This is a genomic window from Nocardioides ginsengisoli (genome assembly GCF_039537225.1).
Taxonomy (GTDB): domain Bacteria; phylum Actinomycetota; class Actinomycetes; order Propionibacteriales; family Nocardioidaceae; genus Nocardioides; species Nocardioides ginsengisoli.
The window spans coordinates 166,729-187,914 of the sequence record NZ_BAABAC010000023.1 but is presented as its reverse complement, the minus strand read 5'-3'; the positions used below and the strand labels follow the sequence as shown (position 1 = coordinate 187,914).

The following is a 21,186-nucleotide window of genomic DNA, read 5'->3' as shown; positions in this document are numbered from 1 at the left end:
CTAGCCTCGGCCACGATGACCCTCCACCTGCACCGCGCCGCGCGGACCGACCTGCTCGCCGATGAGCTCGGCGGGCTGTTGGCCGTGCCGCTCGACGACCCGTTCGCGAGCGAGGTCGTGGTGGTGCCGGCGAAGGGCGTCGAGCGCTGGCTGACCCAGCGGCTGTCGCACCGGCTGGGGGCGGGCGGGCGCGGCGGCGACGGGGTCTGCGCGGGCGTGCGCTTCCTCCAGCCGTCCTCCCTGATCGGGCTGCTGCTCGGGCGCGACCGCGACGACCCGTGGCACCCCGACCGGCTGGTCTGGCCGGTGCTCGCCACCATCGACGACTCCCTCGGCGAGGCGTGGTGCGCGACGCTGGCCGCCCACCTCGGGCACGGGCTCGACGGCGACGAGGGCGAGCTGCGGCGCAGTCGGCGGTGGTCGGTCGCCCGACGGCTGGCCGAGCTGTTCACGTCCTACGCCGGGCAGCGGCCGGCGTTGGTCCGTGACTGGCGCGAGGGCCGCGACTCCGACGGCGCCGGAGGGCCGTTGGCCGACGACCTGCGGTGGGAGGCCGAGCTCTGGCGCCGGCTGCTGGCGCGGATGGCCGCGGCCGGTCATGCCGAGCCGCCCGACGTCCGGCACGCGCGGGTGTGCGCGACGCTGCGGGCCGGTGAGGTCGACGGCCTCGACCTGCCCGACCGGCTCTCGTTGTTCGGGCACACCCGGCTCCCCGAGACCGAGATCGACCTGCTCGTCGCGCTGGCCGCGCATCGTGAGGTCCACCTGTGGCTGGCCCAGCCGTCGGCGGCCCTGTGGGACGCCGTCGCGGCCGCCGGCGTCGACGTCGGCCCGCGCGATGCGTCGCTGTCGGCCGAGCTGGCCGGTCATCCGCTGCTCGCCTCGCTGGGCCGCGACGCGCGCGAGCTGGCGACGGTGCTGGGTGCGCGGGTCCGCGCGGGCCAGGCGCACGACGCCGGCGCCGCGCCCGATCCGGCGCCGCCGGGCGACCTGCTCGGGTGGCTGCAGGCCGACCTGCTGGCCAACCGGGCGCCGTCCGCGCAGGTGCGGGCCGCGCGGGCGGTGGCCGCCGACGACCGCTCACTGCAGGTCCACGCCTGTCACGGGCCGGCGCGCCAGATCGAGGTGCTGCGCGAGGTGCTCGTGGGCCTGCTGCAGGACGACCCGACGCTCGAGCCGCGCGACATCCTCGTCATGTGCCCCGACATCGAGACCTATGCGCCACTCATCTCCGCCGGCTTCGGGCTCGGTGAGCTGATCGCGGGCGAGAGCGCCGACGACGGGCTGCATCCGGCCCACCGGCTACGGGTCCGGCTCGCCGACCGGGCCGCCAGCAGCACCAACCCGCTGCTCGGCGTGGCCGTCGCGCTGGTCGAGCTCGCGGGCGGTCGGGCGACGGCGTCCCAGGTGCTCGACCTGCTGTCGCGGGCGGTGTGCCGGCGGCGGTTCGGGTTCACCGACGACGACCTGGCGCGGATGACGCGGTGGGTCGCCGAGGCCGGCATCCGGTGGGGCGTCGACGCGGGCCAGCGGGCGTCCTACGCGATGGAGGGCTTCGAGCACAACACCTGGCGCGCGGGTCTCGACCGGCTGCTGCTGGGCGTCGCGATGAGCGACGACGACCACCGCCACGTCGGGCGGGGGCTGCCCGTCGACGACATCGCCAGCGGCGAGATCGAGCTGGTCGGCCGGCTCAGCGAGGCGGTCGCGCGCCTCGGCGGGTGCCTCGACGCGCTCGGCAGGGCGCAGGCGGCCGACGACTGGTTCGGCGCGGTGGCGACGGGTGTGCGCGACCTCTGCGAGGTCGACGCCGACGACGCGTGGCAGCTGCCGCAGTTCGAGCGCGAGCTGGCCCGGGCGCGCGCGAGCGCCGACGAGACCGGCGCCGACGTGCCGCTGCGGCTGGCCGACGTCCGGGCGCTGCTCCAGGCGCGGCTGTCGGGCCGGCCGACGCGCGCCAGCTTCCGCACCGGCATGCTCACCGTCTGCACCATGACGCCGATGCGATCGGTGCCGCACCGGGTCGTCTGCATGGTCGGGCTCGACGACGGCGTCTTCCCGCGCACCAGCGGCGTCGACGGCGACGACGTCCTCGCGCGGCGGCCGCTCGTCGGCGAGCGCGACCTGCGCGGCGAGGACCGCCAGCTCCTGCTCGACGCGATCCTGGCCGCGGGCGAGCGGCTGATCGTCACCTACACGGGCGCGGCCGAGCACACGGGGCAGGAGCGGCCGCCCGCCGTACCGCTGGGCGAGCTGCTCGACGCGCTCGACCGCACCACCGCGGCGCCGGTCCGCGCGGCCGTCGTCACCCGGCACCCGCTCCAGGCCTTCGACCCGCGCAACCACCTGTCCGGGGTGCTGACGCCCGCGGGGCCGTTCAGCTTCGACCGGGCCTCGCTGGCCGGTGCGCGCGCGTCGGTGACCGAGCGGGTCGTCCCGCCGTCCTTCCTCGACGACGCGCTGCCGCCGGTCGGGGCGGGTGACGTGACGCTCGCCGAGCTGGTCGAGTTCGTGCACCGCCCGGCCCGCACCTTCCTGCGCCGCCGGCTCGACGTCGCCACGCCGTTCGAGCCCGACCAGGTCGCCGACGCGATCCCGGTCGCGCTCAACGGCCTGGAGGTCTGGCAGATCGGCGACCGGCTGCTCCGCGAGGTGCTCGCCGCCGACGACCCCGCCGCCACCGCGACCGCGGTGATGACCGCCGAGCAGCTGCGCGGCTCGCTGCCGCCCTTCGACCTCGGCCGGGCGGCGCTGACCGACGTGGTCACCGAGTGTCAGGCGCTCTTCTCGCGCAGCGCGCCGCTGCGCGCCGGCACCCCCCGCACCATCGACGTCGACGTCGACCTGGGCGACGGACGCCGGCTCACCGGCACGGTGCCGCGGGTCTACGGCAACCAGGTGGTCTCGCTGTCCTACTCGCGGCTCAAGCCCAAGCAGCGGCTCGCGTCGTGGCTCGACGTCCTCGCGCTCAGCGCCACCCACCCCGACCAGAACTGGACCGGCCACGCCGTCGCCCGCGCCAAGGCCGGCCCCCAGCGCGGGCTGGTCGGTCCGCTCGACCACCGCGCGCTGGAGTGGCTGCAGGCGCTGGTCGCGCTCTACGACGCCGGGCTGACCCGTCCGCTGCCGATCCCGCTCGGCACGGCGTACGCCTGGGCCGACGCGCGCGCCAAGGAGCTGCGCGGCATGGACATCGACCCGGTCGTCGCCGCCGAGAAGGAGTGGGTGACCGACCCGTTCAACCAGTGGGGCATCAAGGGCGAGGACGACGAGCCCGCACATCGCCGCATCTACGGGCATTCCGCGCCGATCACCGCCCTGATCGACGCCGGGCTGCCGTCCTACGCATGGACATTGTGGGAGCCCCTGCTCGCCGGCGCCGAGAAGGTGGGGCAGCTGTGAACACCCCGATGACGCCGTTCGACATCCGCGGCCCGCTGCCCACCGGCACCACCCTGCTCGAGGCGAGCGCCGGCACCGGCAAGACCTGGACCATCGGCGCGCTCGTGACGCGCTACGTCGCCGAGGAGGGAGTGCCGCTCGAGCAGCTGCTCGTCGTCACCTTCGGCCGCGCGGCGAGCCAGGAGCTGCGCGAGCAGGTCCGGCACCAGCTGGTCGAGGCCGAGCGCGCCCTGGCCGGCACGCCCGACGAGGCGCCGACCGACGTCATCGAGCAGCTCCTCGACGGCACGCCCGACGAGCGGCGGCTGCGGCACCGGCGGGTGGTGCAGGCGCTGGCCGACTTCGACGCGGCGACGATCGCGACGATCCACCAGTTCTGCTCGCTGGTGCTCGACTCGCTCGGCGTCGCGGGCGACACCGACGCGCGGGCGCGGCTGGTCGAGGACCTCGACGACATGCTGGTCGAGGTCGTCGACGACCTCTACCTGCGGGCGTTCGCGCAGACGTCCGTGGCGCCGACGTTCACCCACGCCGAGGCGCTCGCGATCGCGCGCGCCGTCGTCGCCGACCCGCAGGCCCACCTCGAGCCGGTCGACGTCCCGCGCGACCAGCCGGCCGGTCGCAAGGTGGCCTTCGCCGCGGCGGTCCGGGCCGAGCTCGACCGGCGCAAGCGACGGCTCGGTGTGCTGTCCTACGACGACCTCCTCTCGCAGCTCGCCGAGGCGCTGGAGCCCCCCGAGTCGCCGGCCCGGGCGCGGATGCGGGCGCGGTGGCGGATCGTGCTGGTCGACGAGTTCCAGGACACCGACCCCGTGCAGTGGCAGGTGTTCGACCGCGCCTTCACCGGCCACGCGACGATGGTGCTCATCGGCGACCCCAAGCAGGCGATCTACGCCTTCCGCGGCGGTGACGTGACGACCTACCTCGCGGCGGCGGAGACCGCCCAGGTCAAGCAGACCCTCGGCGTCAACCGGCGCAGCGACGCGGGGCTCATCGACGCCTTCCAGCGGCTGCTCGGCGGCGCCGAGCTCGGCGACCCGCGGATCGTCGTCCACGACGTGACCGCGCATCATCAGGAGTCGCGCCTGGTCGGCGCGCCGCAGCCGGCGCCCTTCCGGATGCGGGTGGTGCGGCGCGAGACGTTCGGCAAGCGGGGCTCGGCGGCGCTGCCGGTCGGCAAGGTCCGACCGCACATCGCCCGCGACCTGGCCCACGACATCCGGGCGCTGCTCGCCAGCGGGCCGACCTTCGACGGGCGGCCGCTGCGGCCCAGCGACCTCGCGGTCATCTGCTACCGCCATGCCGATCTCGCCGCATCGCGCGCGGCACTGCTCGAGGTCGGCGTGCCCGCGGTGATCGCGGGCGGCGGCAGCGTCTTCGCGACGCCGGCCGCGACCGAGTGGCTGTCCCTGCTGGAGGCGCTCGAGCAGCCGCACCGCACGCCGCGGGTGCGGGCGGCGGCGCTGACCTGCTTCCTCGGCTACGACGCGACGGCGCTCGACAACGGCGGTGACGACCTGTCCGACGAGCTCGGCGACCGGCTGCGGTCCTGGTCCGAGGCGCTGGCGCGGCGCGGGGTGGCCGCCGTCCTCGAGGCGGCGACGTCGGGCGGCATGCCGGCCCGGCTGCTCGGCCAGATCGGCGGCGAGCGGACGCTCACCGACATCCGCCACATCGGCGAGGTGCTCCACGAGGTCGCGCTGCGCGACCAGCTCGGCACGGTGGCGCTGCTGGCCTGGCTGCGTCAGCAGGTGCTCGAGGCCCGCGACGGCCGCGGCGCCGAGCGGACCCGCCGGCTCGACTCCGACGCCGCCGCCGTGCAGCTGGTCACGATCCACGCGAGCAAGGGCCTGCAGTACCCCATCGTCTATCTCCCCGCGCTCGCCGACCGCTGGGTCGGCAAGCCCGACCGCCCGCTCTTCCACGACGAGTCCGGACGGCGCTGCCTCGACGTCGGCGGATCCGGCCCTCACTGGGCCGACCACTGCCGCCGCTGGGCCGACGAGGAGGCCGGCGAGTGGCTGCGGCTGCTCTACGTCGCGCTCACCCGCGCGCAGAGCCAGGTCGTCGCCTGGTGGGCGCCGACCCGCAACGCCGAGGCGTCCCCGCTGCACCGGATGCTGCTGCGCCAGACCGCCGCCGACGGATCCGGACTGGCCGCCGAGGTCCCTCCGCTCCCGCCGCTGCCCGACGAGGACACCGTCACCGCCCTCTTCGCCACCTGGCGCGACCGTGGCGGGCCGATGCCCGAGGTCGCGGTGCCCGCGCCCCTCGACGCCGCGTTGCCCGTCGAGCCGCAGGGCGCGCTCAGCGCCCGGACGTTCACCCGCGCGGTCGACACCGAGTGGCGACGGACGTCCTACTCCGCGCTGAGCCGGGTCGACCTCGGCGCCCCCGACGCGCAGCCCGCGGTCGGCAGTGAGCCCGAGGTGGCCGCCAAGGACGACGAGCTGCTTCCCGACCTGCCCGACGCCCTCGCCGTCGACGCCCCCGACGCCGACGGTGCGCGGTCGGTGCCCTCGCCGATGGCGGCGCTGCCGGTCGGCGCGACCTTCGGCTCCCTCGTCCACGCCGTCCTCGAGCACGCCGACCCGGGCGCTGCCGACCCGCGCGCCGAGCTGCTCGGCCACATCGACGAGCAGCTCACCTGGTGGCCGGTCCCGCTCGACCCGGAGGTGCTGGCCGACGCGCTGCTCGCCGTCCTCGACACGCCGCTGGGGCCGCTGCTCGACGACACCACCCTGCGCCGGATCGGCGTCCGCGACCGGCTGTGCGAGCTCGACTTCGAGCTGCCGCTGGCCGGCGGAGACACGGCGGCGGCGCGCACGACGACGGTCCTGCTCGGCGAGATCGGGGCGCTGCTGCGCAAGCATCTGCCCGACGGCGACCCGGTCCGGGCCTACGCCGACCACCTCGACAACCCGCTCCTGGGCGGCCAGGTCCTGCGTGGCTATCTCACCGGCTCGGTCGATGTCGTGCTCCGCCTGCAGGCTCCCGGCGACGGGGCGGGCGACGCGCGCTACGTGATCGTCGACTACAAGACCAACTGGCTGGGGCCCCCGGCCGACGAGCTCGACGGCCCGCTGAGCGCGGCGGCCTACCGTCCCGCGGCGCTCGACGAGGCGATGGGCCACTCCGACTATCCGCTGCAGGCGCTGCTCTACGCCGTCGTCCTCCACCGGTTCCTGCGGTGGCGGCAGCCGGGCTACGACCCCGAGCGACACTTCGGGGGCGTCGTCTACCTCTACCTGCGCGGCATGTGCGGACCGGACACCCCGCGCGTCGACGGCCAGACCTGCGGCGTCTTCACCTGGCAGCCGCCCGCGGCCCTGGTCGCCGAGCTGTCCGACCTCCTCGACGGAGCGACCCGATGACCGAGATCTTCGAGCCCACCGGCCCCCACGACCCGCGGATCGCGCGCGGGAGCGTGGGCCTGCTCGGCGCGTTCAACGCGGCGGGCGTGGTCGACGCGGCCGACGTACGGGTGGCCGAGCGGATCGCCGCGCTCGCCCAGGAGGACGACGACCGGGTCCGGCTCGCCGCCGCGCTCGCGGTCCGCTCGGTCCGGAGCGGCTCAGTCGGCCTCGACCTCGATGCCCTGCCGCAGCTCCCCGACGCGCCCGCCGCTGACGCCGCCGCCGACGTGGCCCACCTGGCGTGGCCCGACGCCGAGACGTGGACCACCGCGATCGAGGAGTCCGCGCTCGTCGGGGCCGGCGTGCTGCACCTCGAGCACGGCCTGGTCTACCTCGACCGCTACCACCGCCTCGAGCGGCAGGTCGCCGACGACCTCGCGTCCCGCACCGCGCTCGGACCGCCCGAGGTCGACGCGGCCGTCCTCGCCGCGACCCTGCGGCGGGTCAGCGGCCACCACCTCAGCGCCGAGCAGGCGGCGGCGGTCGAGCACGCCGCCCGCCACCGTACGACGGTCCTGACCGGCGGCCCCGGAACCGGCAAGACCACCACGGTGGCGCGGCTGGTGCTGGCGCTGGCCGACCAGTTCGCGGTGGCCCACGCGCGGCGGATGTCGATCGCGCTGGCCGCACCCACCGGCAAGGCCGCGACCCGGCTGCAGGAGGCGGTCGGCGCCGAGCTCGGGGCACTGGGCGCGCTCGGCAGCGGGCCGCACCAGCTCGCGCCGCCGGAGGCGATGACCCTGCACCGGCTGCTCGGCTGGCGACCCGACAACCAGACCCGGTTCCGGCACGGCCGCGACAACCGGCTGAAGTACGACCTGGTCGTGGTCGACGAGGCGTCGATGGTCGACCTGACGATGATGGCGCGGCTGCTCGAGGCGGTCCGGCCGGAGGCGCGGCTGGTCCTCGTCGGCGACCCGCGCCAGCTGACCTCGGTCGGTGCGGGCGCGGTGCTGTCCGACCTGGTCGCCGGCTTCGCCGACCACCCCGACTCGCCCGTCGTCGCGCTCACCGAGAACCACCGCTCCACCGAGCAGATCAAGCAGCTCGCGGCGGCGCTGCGCGACGACTCCACCGACGCGGCCGACCGGGTCCTCGAGGTGCTGCGCGCCGGCACCGGCGAGGTCACCTACGTCGAGACCGACGACCCGGTCGAGGCGCTCCGCGCGGAGTGCACCGCCGCCGCCCTCGCGGTCCGCACCGCCGCGGTCGACGCCGGCCCCGACGAGGCGCTCGCCGAGATCGAGCGGTTCCGACTGCTCTGCGCCCACCGCGACGGCCCCTACGGCGTCCGGATGTGGAACCGCCACGTGGAGCAGTGGCTCGCCGCCGAGCTCGGCGGCCCTCTCGGCACCGCGTGGTACGCCGGGCGCCCGCTCCTCGTCACCACCAACGACTACGCCCTCGACATCTACAACGGCGAGACCGGCGTGGTCGTCACCGAGCCGTCCGGCCGCCCGCGCGCGTGGATCGCCGGTGCGGGGGCGCCGCGTCCGTTCGCGCCGGCCCGGCTCGACGCGATCGAGACCATGCACGCGATGACGATCCACAAGAGCCAGGGCAGCCAGGCGACGCGGATCGCCGTCCTGCTGCCCGACGAGGGATCGCGACTGCTGACCCGCGAGCTCTTCTACACCGCGGTGACCCGCGCACGGGAGAGTCTGCTGGTCGTCGGCTCCGAGGCCGCGGTCCGGGCCGCGGTGGCGACGACGGCGCAGCGGGCGACCGGTCTGCGGCAACGACTCGCGCCTCCGGGCGCCTGAGCCGACGAAAACCGCTGCTCAACCGGTGGGCCCGCAACGGATCTGAAACCTGCTCGGGTTAGTGTCGAGATCATGCCGTTCCTGCTGCGAGTGCTGCTTCCCGACGTCCCCGGTTCGCTGGGCCGCGTCGCGACGGCCATCGGTATGGCGGGCGGCGACATCGAGGCGATCGAGATCGTCGAGCATCGCGCCGACGACGGCACGGCCGTCGACGACGTCCTGCTCGAGCTCGAGCAGGGCATGATGCCCGACTCCGTGGTCTCGGCGTGCAACGCGCTCGACGGCGTCGAGGTGCTCTTCGTCAGCCGCTACCCGGCCGGCGGGAACCTGATGATGGACCTCGAGGCGGTCGAGGAGCTCACCGCCGCGCCCGACAAGGCGTTCGACACCCTCGTCGACCTGCTGCCCGCGACCTTCCGGGTCGACTGGGCGGCGCGGGTGCACCGCGCCAAGGGCGTCGTCTACGGGACGAGCGCCGCGCCCGACGAGTTCGAGTTCGTCGAGATCGAGGCGCCGACCCGGCTCGAAGTTCCCGACGACGAGGTCACCCTCTTCGCGGCCGCGCGCCTCGACGGCAACGACATCATCGTGATCGGCCGGCGCGGCGGGCCGGAGTTCGCGGAGTCGGAGATCGCCCGGCTCGGCCACCTGTGCGGCCTCGCCGTGACGATCGCCAACGCCTGACCTCGAGGGTCGGGGCTCAGGCCTCGCGGGGCTCGAGCACGAAGACCGGGATCTCCCGGTCGGTCTTCTCCTGGTACGACGCATAGGTCGGCCACGTCGCGACCGCGTGGTCCCACCACTGCTGCCGCTCCTCGCCCTCGACCAGGCGCGCCCGGTAGGGCCGGGGCTCGGGGCCGTCCTGCAGGTCGACGTCGGGGTGCGCGACGAAGTTGGCGTACCAGCTCGGGTTGTCGGGCGCGCCGCCCTTCGAGGCGATGGCGACGTAGACGCCGTCCTTCTCGACCCGCATCACCGGGTTCTTGCGCAGCTTGCCGGACTTGGCGCCGACCGACGTGATCACCACGATCGGGTCGCCGCTGTCGCGCAGGGTGTTGGCGCGCTCGCCACCCGACGCCTCGTACTCGGCGACCTGGTCGCGGACCCACCGCTGGGAGCTCGGCTCGTACTCGCCTTGAAGAAGAGTCATGACTTCCACAAGAGCACGCGGGCGGTGGCTATTCCAGGAGCTCAGCCCGCGAGCGCGTGGTCGAGCTCGCGGTCGAGCGCGGCCTTGGGGCGCGCGCCGCGCAGCTCGTGCACCGGTACGCCGTCGCGGAACACCAGCATCGTCGGCAGGCCCATCACGCGATAGCGGGACGACGTGATCGGGTTCTCGTCGCTGTTGACCTTCACCACGCGCAGCGCGCCCGCGCGCTCGTCGGCGATCTTGGCCAGGGCCGGTGCGATCTGGTGGCACGGCCCGCACCACTGCGCCCAGAACTCCACCAGGACGGGGACATCGGCTCCCAGCACCTCGGTCTCGAAGTCGGCGTCGGTGATCTCCTGCAGGGTCATGGCTTCTCCTCGTTGAGGGATGGGTAGTTCTCGGCGTCGGTGAGCAGCTCGGACAGCTCGCCGCGCAGCCGGCTCAGCTCGTCGATGCGCTTATCGATCTCGGCGATCCGCAGTCGGTAGGCGTCGAGGGACGACGGGCACACGTCGGCGCGGTCGTTGCCGGCGCGCAGGCACTCGACGAAGGGCACCGTCTCGTCGGCGGTGAGGCCGAGGGAGAGCAGCGCGCGGATCTCGCGGACGACGACCACGTCGGCGTCGTCGTACTCGCGATAGCCGTTGGCCGCCCGCGTCGGCGCGAGCAGCCCGCGGGACTCGTAGTACCGCACCGCCTTCACGCTCACGCCGGAGCGCTCGGCGAGGTCCTTGATGTGCACGGGACCGACCGTAGACCTTGCCCCTGGGGTCAAGGTCAAGCCCGCGGAGGCGGATGGCCTAGCGTTCGGGTCATGAGTGCGATCGAGGGCGTGAGCGAGACGTTCGACGCGAGCCAGTGGGACGTCGTCCCCGGCTTCGAGGACCTGACCGACCTGACCTACCACCGCGCCAAGGCGCACGGCACGGTCCGGATCGCCTTCGACCGGCCCGACGTCCTCAACGCCTTCCGGCCGCACACCGTCGACGAGCTGCTCCGCACCCTCGAGCACGCGCGCACGTCCGCCGACGTCGGCTGCGTACTGCTGACCGGCAACGGCCCGAGCGCGAAGAACGGCAAGTGGTCGTTCTGCACCGGCGGCGACCAGCGGATCCGTGGCCGCGCCGGCTACCAGTACGAAGACGTCGACGCCGGCGCCGGCGACACCGGCAAGGAGGAGCCGAGCCCGATCGACAAGGCCAAGCTCGCCCGCCTGCACATCCTCGAGTGCCAGCGGCTGATCCGGTTCATGCCGAAGATCGTCATCTGCGTCGTCCCCGGCTGGGCGGCCGGCGGCGGCCACAGCCTGTTCGTCACCTGCGACCTCGCCCTCGCCTCCCGCGAGCACGCCCGCTTCAAGCAGACCGACGCCGACGTGGGGTCGTTCGACGGCGGCTACGGCTCGGCGTACCTGGCGCGTCAGGTGGGCCAGAAGTTCGCGCGGGAGATCTTCTTCCTCGGCCAGGAGTACGACGCCGACGACGCCGTCCGGATGGGCGCCGCCAACCGCTCCGTCCCCCACGCCGAGCTCGAGGCGACCGCGCTGGAGTGGGGCCGGCTGATCAACGGCAAGAGCCCGACGGCGCAGCGGATGCTCAAGTACTCGTTCAACCTGCTCGACGACGGGCTGGTCGGACAGCAACTGTTCGCGGGCGAGACCACGCGGCTGGCGTACATGACGGACGAGGCGCAGGAGGGCCGCGACCAGTTCCTGGAGAAGCGGGAGCCGGACTGGTCGCCGTACCCCTGGTACTACTGAATCGGCCTGTTTGCGCAGGTCAGAGCGTTGCGGACCCTCTCTAGTCCGCAAAAAGTCCGCAAAATTCAAGAGAGGTCCCTCCGCTGGGCCCTCCGGGCCTCCGGCGGGCGTCGCCAGCGCTTGCCGCATCAGGTCGGCGGCTGCCGCCCGGGTGCGGTCTTCGGCCGTCGGCCACAGGTGGCTGTAGGTGTTGAGCGTGGTCGTCGCGCTGGAGTGGCCGAGTGCCCGTTGCACCGTGACGACGTCACACCCGGCCGCGATCAGCCCGGAGGCGTAGAAGTGGCGCAGGTCGTGGAGGCGGATGCGGGTGAGGTGGGCGGCAGAGCGGGTGGCCCGCCACCGCCAGTGGATGGCGTTGTCGTACATCGGCTCGTCTCCGACGGTGAACAGCCAGTGCTCCGTGGTGCGCTCCGTGACGTGGTCGCGGACGTGACGGGCGAGGATGCCCACGAGTTGGTCGGGCAGGTAGACGGTTCGTTCTGAGCCGTACTTGGGAGCACGCAGGACGTACGTCGACCCCTCCCGCTGGAGCTGCCGGGTGACCGCGAGCTGCCCGCCCGCCAGGTCGAGATCGCCGACTTGAACTGCGGCGGCCTCGGCCTTCCTCAGGCCGGCGAACGCGCAGAGAGCGACGTAGGCGCGGAAGCCCTTGAGGGTCGAGACCCGCTCACTGTCGGCGTGCTCGAGCAGACGTCCTACCTCCTCGACCGTCGGGATCCTCATTGCGGCGTCTGCCCGGCGGCGTCGGGGCAGGACGACGCCTGCGCATGGATCAGCGGTGATCACCCGCTCGGTGACGGCGGCTCGGAAGACGGACCGAACGACGACGAACCTCGTCTTGATGGTCGTGGCCGCGAGACGACTGCTCTGGTCCTTCACCCACTCCTCGATGTGGGAGCGACGGATGCTTCGCATCGACAGGTCGGCGAAGGGCACCGACCGGGTGGCGAGGTCGGCGTTGGTCCGCGTCGAGGACACCCACAGCTGCCGGACGGACCATCGCTCATAGAACTCCTGGAACGTCACCTTCCCGGCGTCGGGATCGACGTAGGTCCCGGTCAGGACGGCGGACGCGATCTCGTTGAGCCAGCGCTGCGCGTCGATCTTGCGGTCGAAGTGGCGTGAGCGCTCGCGTCCTTGCTCGTCGCGGTAGCGGGCGCGCCAGCTCCCGTCGGGCCGTTTGGCGATGTTGCCGGCCATGGCTGCTCCCTTTGCTTCCAGTGTCAGTGGTCGCCGGCGGCGTGTCGCGAACTTGAGCCGGCCTGTGGAGAACCGGCGGGTGGGCGACCCTGCTCGGCTCGCCAGAGGACGAGGTCGGTGCGCCAGTAGCGGACGTGGCGTTGGATCTTGAAGCTGAACGGGCCGGTGCCGCAGTAGCGCCAGTAGCGCATGGTCGCGACGGGGACGCGGAGGAAGGCTGCGGCCTCATCGATGGTGAGCATCTCGTCGTCGGCGTGGTCGTCGTGGTCGTGACGGGCTGTGGACATTGGGTGCTCCTAGCGGGCGGCGTTGACGGGGTTGGTGAAGCGCCGGACTTCGGCGACGGTGGTGTAGAGGCGGCCGGTGCCGTTGAAGCGCCAGAAGCGTGGGCCGACGCCGCGTCGGCGCCAGTCGCGGACGGTGCGTTGGGGGATGTGGATGAGGGCGCAGAACTCCTCGAAGGTGAGCAGGGCGCTGTCGTTCCACTCGGCGGGGATGTCGATCGGGTTCATCAGGTGGTCCCTTCGGTGTCGTGGATAGTCACCTAGGTCCGGAGAAGCACTGGGAGCGATCAGTTCCTGACGAGTGATCTCGACGGGTGCGATCCCGGACGGACCGATGATGACGATGCAGGTATCCCCCTTTTGCGCCTCGAGGAGGGGGATACCTGGGGGGAACCTGGTGTTTGCGCAGGTCAGCAGGTTCCCCTAAGTCGTTTTGCGGATGGCCTTGACGCGGTGCCGGTGACGGTGCCGGTGACGGGTGCGGGGAGGTTCAGAAGCCGATGGTCGGGCTGGGGGGAACCTGCCGGACGGGTGGGGGAACCTGGTGCTCGGGCCTCCGTCGGCGGGAGGTGGGGCCGTAGCGGTCGATGTCGTCCAGGGCGCGTTCGCGCGCACGGGCGGGGCCGAGATCGGCCCTGTCACGGGCAAACGTCGCCAGCCACTGCTGACGGGCGTCCTCGACGCTGTCGGCGACGAGATGGGCGGTGTTGGAGTGCCGGCCGCGGGTCATGGCGACGTAGGTCGCGGCGGCGCCGGTGGTCTCGTTGAGGGCGAAGTGGGCGTGGTCGACGGTGTCGCCCTGGGCGCCGTGGACCGTGGTGGCGTAGGCGAGCTCGACATGGGCCTGTGCGTAGTCGCGGGGGAGGGCTCGGGTGCCTCGGTCGCCTCGGATCTGGAGGGTGCCATGGTGATCGGTTCCGGTAATGGTCCAGCGGTCGCGGTTGGCGACGTCGAGGTCGCGGTCGTTGCGTCGGGTGGTGACCTGGTCGCCGATCCAGAGTGGTTCGCCGGACCGGGTGCGACCGACCGGGACGTCGCTGGAGTCGGCACCGTGGCCGGCGCGGTGGTCGGCGTGGCGGCGGTCGCGGATGCCGGCGTTGAGGTCGGCGACCTGGTCGCGGGTGTCGCTGATGACGGTGTCACCGGCGGCCCCCGCTTCGATGAGGACGGCAGTGCGTTCGACATCGGTGGAGTGGATGACGATGGCGCCGCGTTCGAGGAGCTGGTCGAAGACGTGCACGGGCCGGTTGCCGGTGCGCATCAGCAGCGACAGGTCGGCGTAGCTGGGATCGGTGAACCGGTGGACGGTGTCGAGGCCGACGTGGGCATCGGTCGGGGTCCAGCGGGTGGCGTGGTCGAGCACGCCTCCGCGGCCGACGGCGGGGAGCTGGTGGCGGTCGCCCATGAGTGCGAGCCGGGCGCCGGTCTCGTCGGCGATGGTGAACAGGGCGTGGGCGGTGTCCTGGTCGAGCATCCCGGCCTCGTCGACGAGCAGCAGGTCGCCGGGCGTCAGTCGTGCTCGTGGGTCGAGGAGATGTCGGCCGGCACGGGCGTCGAATGGTTCGCGTGTCCAGCGGCCATCGGCGTCCCACCGGTAGCCGTACTGATGGGCCAGCCAAGCTGCGGACGACGCCGGGGTGCCGACCTCGGCCTCGGCGACTCGCGCGGCGCGCAGGGTCGGCGTCACCACCATCATCCGGCGCTCCTCCATCCCGAGGACTGCAGCGGTCGCCGCAAGTGTGGTGGTCTTGCCCGCGCCGGCGGCGCCCTCGACGACTACCAACGGACTGCGACCAACGAGCGTCGCGACCACCTGCCGCTGACCGGCGTCGAGGCGCCGCCGGGCGACGACGGGACCGATCCGGACCGGTCGCGTCGCCGACGGATCCTGACCGCCTTGGTCAGCGCGCCGCGCGATGAGGCCGATCAGGTCCGTCTCGACCGCGAGCACCCGCTCGGAGGTCAGCGAGCGGATGTGATCGGGAACGTCTTCACGGTCCACCAGCCGAAGACAGGCGCCGACGGTTCGGGCGGTGAGGTCTTCGACCAGCTCGCGTCGCACGACCGGTTCTACGACGACGCCGGCGGTCGCGACGATCCGTTCGACCTCGCCGCGGACGTCCGCGCTGTTCCACGACGAGCGACGTGACCCGAGCCGGGTGAGCACCAGATCGGTGACGCCGTCGCGATCGATCCCTCCGACCGAGGCAGCCGACAACCTTGCGGCAACGATGGGCGGTCGGAACCCGAGGTCGTGGAGCTCCTCGCGCCACCGGGCGACCAGCTCGGAGCCGTCGGTCGGGACCACCTTGTCCGGCCGCGCCTCGGCCCACGCCCGCCGGTCCCAGGCCCGCCGCAGCCCGGTGCCGGGCTCTTGGCCGGGGTGCTCGGCGCGCCACTGGGCCTCGTACCGGTCGACGTGCCGGCCGATCTGCGCCGCGCGGTGGCTGAACTCGCCGGCGAACGGAGCCAGTTCCGCGATCTCGCCGGAGTCGGGGGCGAGCGTGTACCCGTAGGCAGCAAGAACCTGACGGAACTCGAGGTCGCACATGACAGCGGCGTGACCGATGCCGTTGATGGCCTCGATCGAGTCCACGACCCCGACCGAGTGCAGACCTCGCCACCGTCCTTGGGCGAACACTCGGGCGTTGATCTGGAGGTGCAGATGGCGGTGCGGGTCGCCAGCACGGGAGGTGTAGTGCCGCACGACCGCGGCCTCGAGCTTCTCGACGGGGACCTGGACCTGCAGTCCGCGTGGTCCGATCCGGGTCGTCGAGTGTTCCGCCAGCCAGCCGATGATCTCGACCGCCGCCCGCTCTTGCACGGCGTCGTACACGTCACCGATCTCAGGGTGCAGCGATGCGGCCAGCGACCACGTCTTCGGACCATTGACAACGACTTCGACGAACCGCAGCCCCTTCTCGTCCGTGCGCAGCCGGCCCTTCGGATGCCGGTTGGTGTCGTAGCCCGCGACCCATGCCTCGTACCCGTCCCCGTCGAGGTCGCCGGCCGCGGCGACGGTCGTGCCACCGTCAGGAATTCGCGTCGCGACGAAGCGCTGCGCCACCCCGGAACCCTCAGTCAGGTAGTAGTCATCGGCCCGCGAGCGGTCTGCCTCCACGTAGGTCCGGGCTGCCTTCGCGCAGCCGCGGTAGAACTTCACCCCACCGTGCATGGCCCGAGTCACCGCCCGTCACAACTCGTCAATCACCCCAGAAATGACGCACGGTCCGTCCCAAGGGGACGGACCGAACTACGAACCTTCGTAGCATGCGTGCCGCTCGGTGGGGAGGTTGTGAAGGGCGTTGCCGGAAGTGGTGGGTGAACTCGTCAATGGACGTCATGAGGGGCGGGACGACAACGATCCGAAGCGTGCTGGTGTGATCGTGCTGACGGCTCCGAGGTCTTACGACGAGACTCGGGATCTAGAACCTGCTCGACTTCCAACGCCAGTAGCCATGGCTTACGTAAGTCGGGCCGCCGTCCTCCCGGACAGCGGCGACTGCCAGGAGCGAAACGAACGCACCGAGCTGAACGTCTCTTCGAGTGTGCGTGCTCAGGCGCGGGGCATGTGCACGTCAGCGCCTTGGGACGTGTCGGGCAGCCGAGATGCCGGGCATCGCGACGACCGCGGCAGGTCAGATCTCGGTTGGCAGTTTGTCAGCCGCCTGCTTGCGGGGCTGCAAGGGAGTGCAACATCTTGAGAAGTCGTTCCAAGTCGATCATCGCGCGGTCGTGGGCGGGGTCGGCGAGGTACTGGAGAATGAGACCGTCGGTGCCCGCCACGGAGAGCCGGGCCAACTCATCGAAGGCGATGGCGCAAACCTCGCCTGCGGCGGTCGCTGCTTGCTCAAACAGCTCGCTCGCGACCGACACGTATGACTCGTACTGCAGGCGAGCCAGGGCGCTCTCTGAACGCACGGAGTAGGTCGTGAGCTCGTACTGCACGATCTGACCGCTCGTATCCGACTCCACCAGGTGGCGCCAGTAGTTCATCATCGATTGGCGCAGTGCGTGCTCGAGGCCGCGATCGAGATCCACGTCCGTGCGCAGCACGGCCGCAAGATCGCGGATCACGGTGTCGATCACGGACCGCAGGAGCAGCTCCTTCGTCGGAAACACGTAGTGCAACGTTCCCAGAGGGACGCCCGCTTCGGTCGCAACGGCGCGAAGGGTCAGGCCCGCGACGCCGGTCGCTCTCAGGACCCGGAGGGTCGCGGCGACGATCTGCTCCTCGCGCTCGGCTGCTCTGACGTAGGCCACGGGACTCCTTCTCTTTTCGAATGCCGGAGAACTCTTGCACGGACAACGTGATCCACCTAACGTAAGTCGGACAACCGACCGAAATTGAGGACAAGATGGATTGCGACGTCGTAGTGGTAGGTGCTGGGCTGGCAGGGCTGACGGCCGCACGGGACCTCCTGGCAGCAGGCCAGAGGGTGATCGTGCTGGAGGCGAGAGACCGCGTCGCCGGACGTAACCTGGGCGGCCATCTCAAGAACGGCGTCGCCGTCGAGATGGGCGGGCAGTGGATCGCTGAGGGCCACACCGAGGTGCTCGGGCTGGTCGGCGAGCTCGGCCTGGAGACCTTCGCGTCGTACGACGACGGCGTTCCGATCACCCTCCTCCGCGGTCAGGTCACCCGGGCCACCGACCTGAGTCAGCTTGGCCTCACGCCCACGGCCGCCCCGGAGGTCGACCGGATGGCCGGACTGCTCGCGGAGCTGGCGGAGACCGTCTCGCTCTCAGCCCCGTGGCTCACCGAGGAGGCGGCCACCCTGGACGCCACCACCTTCGCGGAGTGGGTCCGCTCGAACACCACCGAGCCTGAGGCGGTGGCGTACTGGCAGGCGCTGGTGCGTGGTGTCTTCGCCGCAGAGCCGGCGGAGCTCTCCCTCCTCCACTTCCTGTTCTACGTCAAGTCGAACACCAGCCTGGAGGTCCTCATCAGTACGACGGGCGGCGCGCAGGAGCAGCGTGTCGTCGGCGGCACTCACCAGATCTCCGAACGCCTGGCCGAAGGTCTGGGCGACGTGGTTCGACTCGGCAGGCGCGTCACCCGGATCGTGCAGACCGACACCGGCGTCCACGTGCATGCAGACGGTGCAGAGGTGACTGCTCGAAGGGTGATCGTGACGGTTCCGCCGGCTCTGGCCGGGCGGATTGACTACGAGCCCGCCCTGCCGGCGCAGCGCGACGCGCTGACCCAGCAGATGCCGATGGGCTCGGTCATCAAGACGCAGATCGCCTACCCGAAGCCATTCTGGCGTGAGGCGGGCCTGAACGGCCTCGCCAGCAACTTCGACGACGGCGGGCTCAGCGTCACTCTCGACAACTCGCCCCATGACGGCTCCTGCGGGGTGATCGTCGGCTTCTTCGAGGGGGCAGAGGCGCGCGCGGTCGCCGACCTGACGCCGGAGCAGCGCAAGGACTTGGCTGTCGAGTCGCTCGTCACATTCTTCGGCCCGGAGGCGGCAGACCCCATCGACTACGTCGAGCAGGACTGGATGGCCGAGGAGTTCACCCGGGGCTGCTACGGCGGACGCCTCGGCGCCGGTGCGTGGACCAGTTTCGGCGAAGCCCTGGCCAAGCCGGTGGGCCGGATCCATTGGGCCGGCGCCGAGTCTGCCGAGGTTTGGAACGGCTACATGGAGGGCGCCGTCCGCTCCGGACGGCGCGCGGCGGCCGAGGTACTCGCAGCTCTCGGCTGACTCCCGCTGGTCGCAACGACGCCCGGTCGCTCCCCGATGGGAGCCGACCGGGCGTCGTCGCCATGAGCTCAGCGAGGCGTGCTGCTGGTGGGCTCAAACGCCGGGCCGTGGCCGGGCACGATGAGGATCGGGTCCAGGCCCAGGATCCGCTCGCGGTGGAGGTGGAGAAGGTCCGCGTTGACCGCGAACGGATCCTCCTCGGGAACCGTGGCGGTCCACCACAGGTGGGTGAAGACGACAGGGCCGTCCTTGGTGAGGACGAGCGTGGTGATGTCCTGCTCGGTGTGCCCCGGGGTCTGGATGAGCTTCACCCCGGGTGCGACCTCGGCGCCGTCAGCCATCCGGCTGTACCACTGATCGTCCTTGTAGATGCCCCACACGTCATGCGTGCGGGCGTTCTCGAACAAGGCGATGTTCAGGGCGTGGTCAGGGTGATGATGGCTGATGACCACGTCGGTCACCTCTGCCGCGGAGAATCCCCGCTCGGTGAGCGGGCCGAGGACGGCCGAGCGGCTCCGGATCAGGCCGGGATCGTGGATGATCCGCTGGTCGCCGCTGCGGACGAAGGAGACCGTCGCCGCGACGCTGCCGGTCTCGCCCAGGCCGCCGAGCGGCCAGGGTGCGTAGCCGTCGCTCAGGACCCCCCAGTCGTCGACCGCGGTGTCGGGGAGGGTGATGTCGTCCATGGGAACTCCTTCGAAGGGCAGGCCGGCGCACCGTCCGGCATGGATGCCTGCATTCAACGGCGCCGTCGTCCGCGCGGAAAGTTCTAGACTTGGACCATCGCACGGCGCCCGACGGGGGAGCCAGCGATCCCTGGGGGCGGCGGAGGTCGTACCCTCCTGTCGGACAACGGACATGCGCGGTCGCCCGAGGAGCAGACACAACGTGGTACGCCCGATCGAGAAGATCAATCGCGACAGCGTCGCGCAGCAGGTGTTCAGCGATCTCATGTCGCGCATCCTGGCCGGCGAGTTCGAGCCCGGGGTGAGGCTGCCGGCCGAGCATGCGCTGTCGGAGAGCTACGGCGTCAGCCGCGCGTCCGTTCGGGCCGCACTGCAGAAGCTCGCGACGCTCGGTCTGGTCGAGAGCCGGGTCGGCGAGGGCACCTTCGTGCGCGACAGCTCGCTCGAGTCGCTCTCCCGAGAGGTCAGCCCCCTGGTCGCGCGCGACTCCATGACTCCGCATGTCACCGAGTTCCGGGAGCTGATCGAGAGGGCGTCGACGTCGTTGGCGGTCGAGCGGGCGAGTGACGCGGAGCTCGACCGCTTCGTCGAGCTCGCCGACAGTCTGCTGGCTCGCGCGGGCGAGCACGATCTCGGGACCTATCTCGACGACGACTACGAGTTCCACCTGGCGCTGTGCAAGCTCAGTCACAACCCGCTCTACGAGTGGATGTACGGCAGCATCCGCGACCTGTTCAAGCTGCGCATCCGCTCGAATCTCGACAAGACGGCCGAGGCCTACCCGGACGCGCTCAAGGCGAGCGCCCAGACCCATCAGCTCTTTGCGCAGGCGCTTCGACGTCGTGACGAGGCGGGCGCCCTCGCGCTGATCCACTCGATCGTCAATCTGCCCCCGTCGCTCGTGGAGCCGGGCGCCGACCGGTAGCGCCTGCGCTGGACAAGACCGGTGCGGCCATGGTTCGGTGAGTCGTAGGCTGTCCGACAACTGACAGATCCCCTCATCGATGGAACCCCGGACCGGAGGAACAACCGTGCACCTGACCTACACCCTGGTCGGCGGAGCGACCAATGTCATCGACTACGCCGGACTGCGCATCCTCGTCGACCCGACCTTCGACGCGCCGAAGACCTACCACCACGACGGCGTCGAACTGGTCAGGACGACGAAGCCGGCGATCGCGGCGAGCGACATCGGCGCCGTCGACCTGGTGCTGATCACCCACGACCATCACATCGACCACCTCGACGCGGCGGGCCGCGCCGTCGCGCTCGCCGTCGCGACCGTCGTCACCACCACGGACGGTGCCGGACGACTCGGCGGTGAGGTCAACGGGCTCGCCGAGTTCGAGTCGATGCAGGTCCCGCTCCCCGGCGGTGGCGCGATGACGATCACCGGCCTCCCCGCGCAGCATGGTCCCGAGCCCCTGTGCCAGGTGATGGGACAGGTCCTCGGCTTCCTGCTCGAGGCGCCCGGTGCTCCGACCGTCTATCTCACCGGTGACAACTACTCACTCGACGTCTCCAAGGAGGTCGCGGCGCGCATCGCTCCGGTCGACGTCGTGGTGATGTACGGCGGTGGCGCCTGCTTCGACGGGGTGAACGACGGGGAGATGATCACGATGCCGAACGACGGCATGGTCGAGGTCGCCCGACTCGTCGAGGCGAAGCGGATCGTCCCGTGCCACACCGAGGGCTGGCGGCACTTCACCGAGGGTGCCGACTCGATGCAGGCGGCCTTCGAGGCGGCCGGTCTCGGCGATCGCTTCCTGCCGGTACGCCCGGGCGAGACGATCTCCGTGACCGTCTGATCAGCGG

The 21,186-nt window shown here is 71.8% G+C and carries 17 protein-coding genes and 2 pseudogenes; 9 read left to right on the top strand and 10 right to left on the bottom strand.

Annotated features, from left to right (window positions below; all coding sequences use genetic code 11):
- Positions 1 to 15 precede the first annotated feature (15 nt).
- The 4 genes from recC to AB4880_RS12425 all read left to right on the top strand — a co-directional run bounded on the left by recC (position 16) and on the right by AB4880_RS12425 (position 9,265).
- Entirely contained in the window at positions 16 to 3,402 is a 3,387-nt protein-coding gene (gene recC, locus AB4880_RS12440; protein ID WP_367919525.1) for an exodeoxyribonuclease V subunit gamma, read from the top strand.
- On the top strand, positions 3,399 to 6,776 hold the full coding sequence (locus tag AB4880_RS12435) for a UvrD-helicase domain-containing protein (RefSeq protein WP_367919524.1): 3,378 nt from the start codon (positions 3,399 to 3,401) through the stop codon (positions 6,774 to 6,776). Before recC ends, AB4880_RS12435 begins: the two co-directional genes overlap by 4 nt.
- On the top strand, positions 6,773 to 8,581 hold the full coding sequence (gene recD / locus AB4880_RS12430; protein ID WP_367919523.1) for an exodeoxyribonuclease V subunit alpha: 1,809 nt from the start codon (positions 6,773 to 6,775) through the stop codon (positions 8,579 to 8,581). The genes AB4880_RS12435 and recD overlap by 4 nt, the downstream gene beginning before the upstream one ends.
- A 72-nt stretch (positions 8,582 to 8,653) precedes the next feature.
- Positions 8,654 to 9,265: an ACT domain-containing protein gene (locus AB4880_RS12425; protein ID WP_367919522.1), complete on the top strand. Its 612-nt coding sequence runs from the start codon at positions 8,654 to 8,656 to the stop codon at positions 9,263 to 9,265.
- A gap of 16 nt (positions 9,266 to 9,281) precedes the next feature.
- Here AB4880_RS12425 and AB4880_RS12420 read toward each other — a convergent pair whose 3' ends face one another.
- The 3 genes from AB4880_RS12420 to AB4880_RS12410 are packed head-to-tail and all read right to left on the bottom strand — an operon-like array spanning position 9,282 to position 10,473.
- Positions 9,282 to 9,731: a nitroreductase family deazaflavin-dependent oxidoreductase gene (locus tag AB4880_RS12420; protein ID WP_367919521.1), complete on the bottom strand. Its 450-nt coding sequence runs from the start codon at positions 9,729 to 9,731 to the stop codon at positions 9,282 to 9,284.
- Positions 9,732 to 9,772: 41 nt separating this feature from the next.
- Entirely contained in the window at positions 9,773 to 10,099 is a 327-nt protein-coding gene (gene trxA / locus AB4880_RS12415; protein ID WP_367919520.1) for a thioredoxin, read from the bottom strand.
- The gene (locus AB4880_RS12410) at positions 10,096 to 10,473 is read right to left on the bottom strand and encodes a MerR family transcriptional regulator (RefSeq protein WP_367919673.1); all 378 of its coding nucleotides are present in this window, start codon (positions 10,471 to 10,473) and stop codon (positions 10,096 to 10,098) included. The genes trxA and AB4880_RS12410 overlap by 4 nt, the downstream gene beginning before the upstream one ends.
- 72 nt (positions 10,474 to 10,545) lie before the next feature.
- Here AB4880_RS12410 and AB4880_RS12405 point away from each other — a divergent pair, with 72 nt between their 5' ends.
- On the top strand, positions 10,546 to 11,490 hold the full coding sequence (locus AB4880_RS12405; RefSeq protein WP_367919519.1) for a 1,4-dihydroxy-2-naphthoyl-CoA synthase: 945 nt from the start codon (positions 10,546 to 10,548) through the stop codon (positions 11,488 to 11,490).
- 234 nt (positions 11,491 to 11,724) lie between these two features.
- Here AB4880_RS12405 and AB4880_RS12400 read toward each other — a convergent pair.
- Positions 11,725 to 12,138: pseudogene (locus AB4880_RS12400) on the bottom strand (tyrosine-type recombinase/integrase); the annotation flags it as partial.
- Between the two features lie 30 nt (positions 12,139 to 12,168).
- Between AB4880_RS12400 and AB4880_RS12395 the strand changes: the two are divergent.
- Positions 12,169 to 12,615, top strand: coding sequence for a hypothetical protein (locus tag AB4880_RS12395; RefSeq protein WP_367919518.1), 447 nt, complete (start codon positions 12,169 to 12,171; stop codon positions 12,613 to 12,615).
- A 6-nt stretch (positions 12,616 to 12,621) separates the two neighbouring features.
- Here AB4880_RS12395 and AB4880_RS26125 read toward each other — a convergent pair.
- The 5 genes and pseudogenes from AB4880_RS26125 to AB4880_RS12375 form a co-directional block, all read right to left on the bottom strand.
- Positions 12,622 to 12,690 (bottom strand): annotated as a pseudogene (locus AB4880_RS26125) (hypothetical protein); the annotation flags it as partial.
- Positions 12,691 to 12,713: 23 nt separating this feature from the next.
- Positions 12,714 to 12,977, bottom strand: a complete 264-nt coding sequence (locus tag AB4880_RS12390) for a helix-turn-helix domain-containing protein (RefSeq protein ID WP_139622385.1) — start codon at positions 12,975 to 12,977, stop codon at positions 12,714 to 12,716.
- A 9-nt stretch (positions 12,978 to 12,986) separates the two neighbouring features.
- Positions 12,987 to 13,202, bottom strand: coding sequence for a helix-turn-helix domain-containing protein (locus AB4880_RS12385; RefSeq protein WP_367919517.1), 216 nt, complete (start codon positions 13,200 to 13,202; stop codon positions 12,987 to 12,989).
- A gap of 262 nt (positions 13,203 to 13,464) precedes the next feature.
- On the bottom strand, positions 13,465 to 16,149 hold the full coding sequence (gene mobF / locus AB4880_RS12380; RefSeq protein WP_367919516.1) for a MobF family relaxase: 2,685 nt from the start codon (positions 16,147 to 16,149) through the stop codon (positions 13,465 to 13,467).
- Between the two features lie 485 nt (positions 16,150 to 16,634).
- The gene (locus AB4880_RS12375) at positions 16,635 to 17,237 is read right to left on the bottom strand and encodes a TetR/AcrR family transcriptional regulator (protein WP_139622382.1); all 603 of its coding nucleotides are present in this window, start codon (positions 17,235 to 17,237) and stop codon (positions 16,635 to 16,637) included.
- Between the two features lie 83 nt (positions 17,238 to 17,320).
- On the opposite strand from AB4880_RS12375, the gene AB4880_RS12370 reads away from it, so the two are divergent.
- Positions 17,321 to 18,685 carry a flavin monoamine oxidase family protein gene (locus AB4880_RS12370; RefSeq protein ID WP_367919672.1) on the top strand — a complete coding sequence of 455 codons (1,365 nt, stop codon included), beginning with the start codon at positions 17,321 to 17,323 and terminating at the stop codon, positions 18,683 to 18,685.
- Positions 18,686 to 18,753: 68 nt separating this feature from the next.
- Here AB4880_RS12370 and AB4880_RS12365 read toward each other — a convergent pair whose 3' ends face one another.
- Positions 18,754 to 19,371, bottom strand: a complete 618-nt coding sequence (locus AB4880_RS12365) for an MBL fold metallo-hydrolase (protein WP_367919515.1) — start codon at positions 19,369 to 19,371, stop codon at positions 18,754 to 18,756.
- A 202-nt stretch (positions 19,372 to 19,573) separates the two neighbouring features.
- Here AB4880_RS12365 and AB4880_RS12360 point away from each other — a divergent pair, with 202 nt between their 5' ends.
- Both AB4880_RS12360 and AB4880_RS12355 read left to right on the top strand, forming a co-directional pair.
- Positions 19,574 to 20,296, top strand: coding sequence for a FadR/GntR family transcriptional regulator (locus tag AB4880_RS12360; protein ID WP_158296520.1), 723 nt, complete (start codon positions 19,574 to 19,576; stop codon positions 20,294 to 20,296).
- A 106-nt stretch (positions 20,297 to 20,402) separates the two neighbouring features.
- Positions 20,403 to 21,179 (top strand): MBL fold metallo-hydrolase, encoded by a 777-nt coding sequence (locus AB4880_RS12355; RefSeq protein ID WP_367919514.1) that lies wholly within the window; start codon positions 20,403 to 20,405, stop codon positions 21,177 to 21,179.
- Positions 21,180 to 21,186: the final 7 nt, after the last annotated feature.

Excerpts from the sequence above, each read along its gene's own strand:
- recC (WP_367919525.1), top strand. The coding sequence starts at position 16 with ATGACCCTCCACCTGCACCGCGCCGCGCGGACCGACCTGCTCGCCGAT.
- recD (WP_367919523.1), top strand. The coding sequence starts at position 6,773 with ATGACCGAGATCTTCGAGCCCACCGGCCCCCACGACCCGCGGATCGCG.
- AB4880_RS12425 (WP_367919522.1), top strand. The coding sequence starts at position 8,654 with ATGCCGTTCCTGCTGCGAGTGCTGCTTCCCGACGTCCCCGGTTCGCTG.
- AB4880_RS12420 (WP_367919521.1), bottom strand. The coding sequence starts at position 9,731 with ATGACTCTTCTTCAAGGCGAGTACGAGCCGAGCTCCCAGCGGTGGGTC.
- trxA (WP_367919520.1), bottom strand. The coding sequence starts at position 10,099 with ATGACCCTGCAGGAGATCACCGACGCCGACTTCGAGACCGAGGTGCTG.
- AB4880_RS12405 (WP_367919519.1), top strand. The coding sequence starts at position 10,546 with ATGAGTGCGATCGAGGGCGTGAGCGAGACGTTCGACGCGAGCCAGTGG.
- AB4880_RS12390 (WP_139622385.1), bottom strand. The coding sequence starts at position 12,977 with ATGTCCACAGCCCGTCACGACCACGACGACCACGCCGACGACGAGATG.
- AB4880_RS12385 (WP_367919517.1), bottom strand. The coding sequence starts at position 13,202 with ATGAACCCGATCGACATCCCCGCCGAGTGGAACGACAGCGCCCTGCTC.
- mobF (WP_367919516.1), bottom strand. The coding sequence starts at position 16,149 with ATGCACGGTGGGGTGAAGTTCTACCGCGGCTGCGCGAAGGCAGCCCGG.
- AB4880_RS12365 (WP_367919515.1), bottom strand. The coding sequence starts at position 19,371 with ATGGACGACATCACCCTCCCCGACACCGCGGTCGACGACTGGGGGGTC.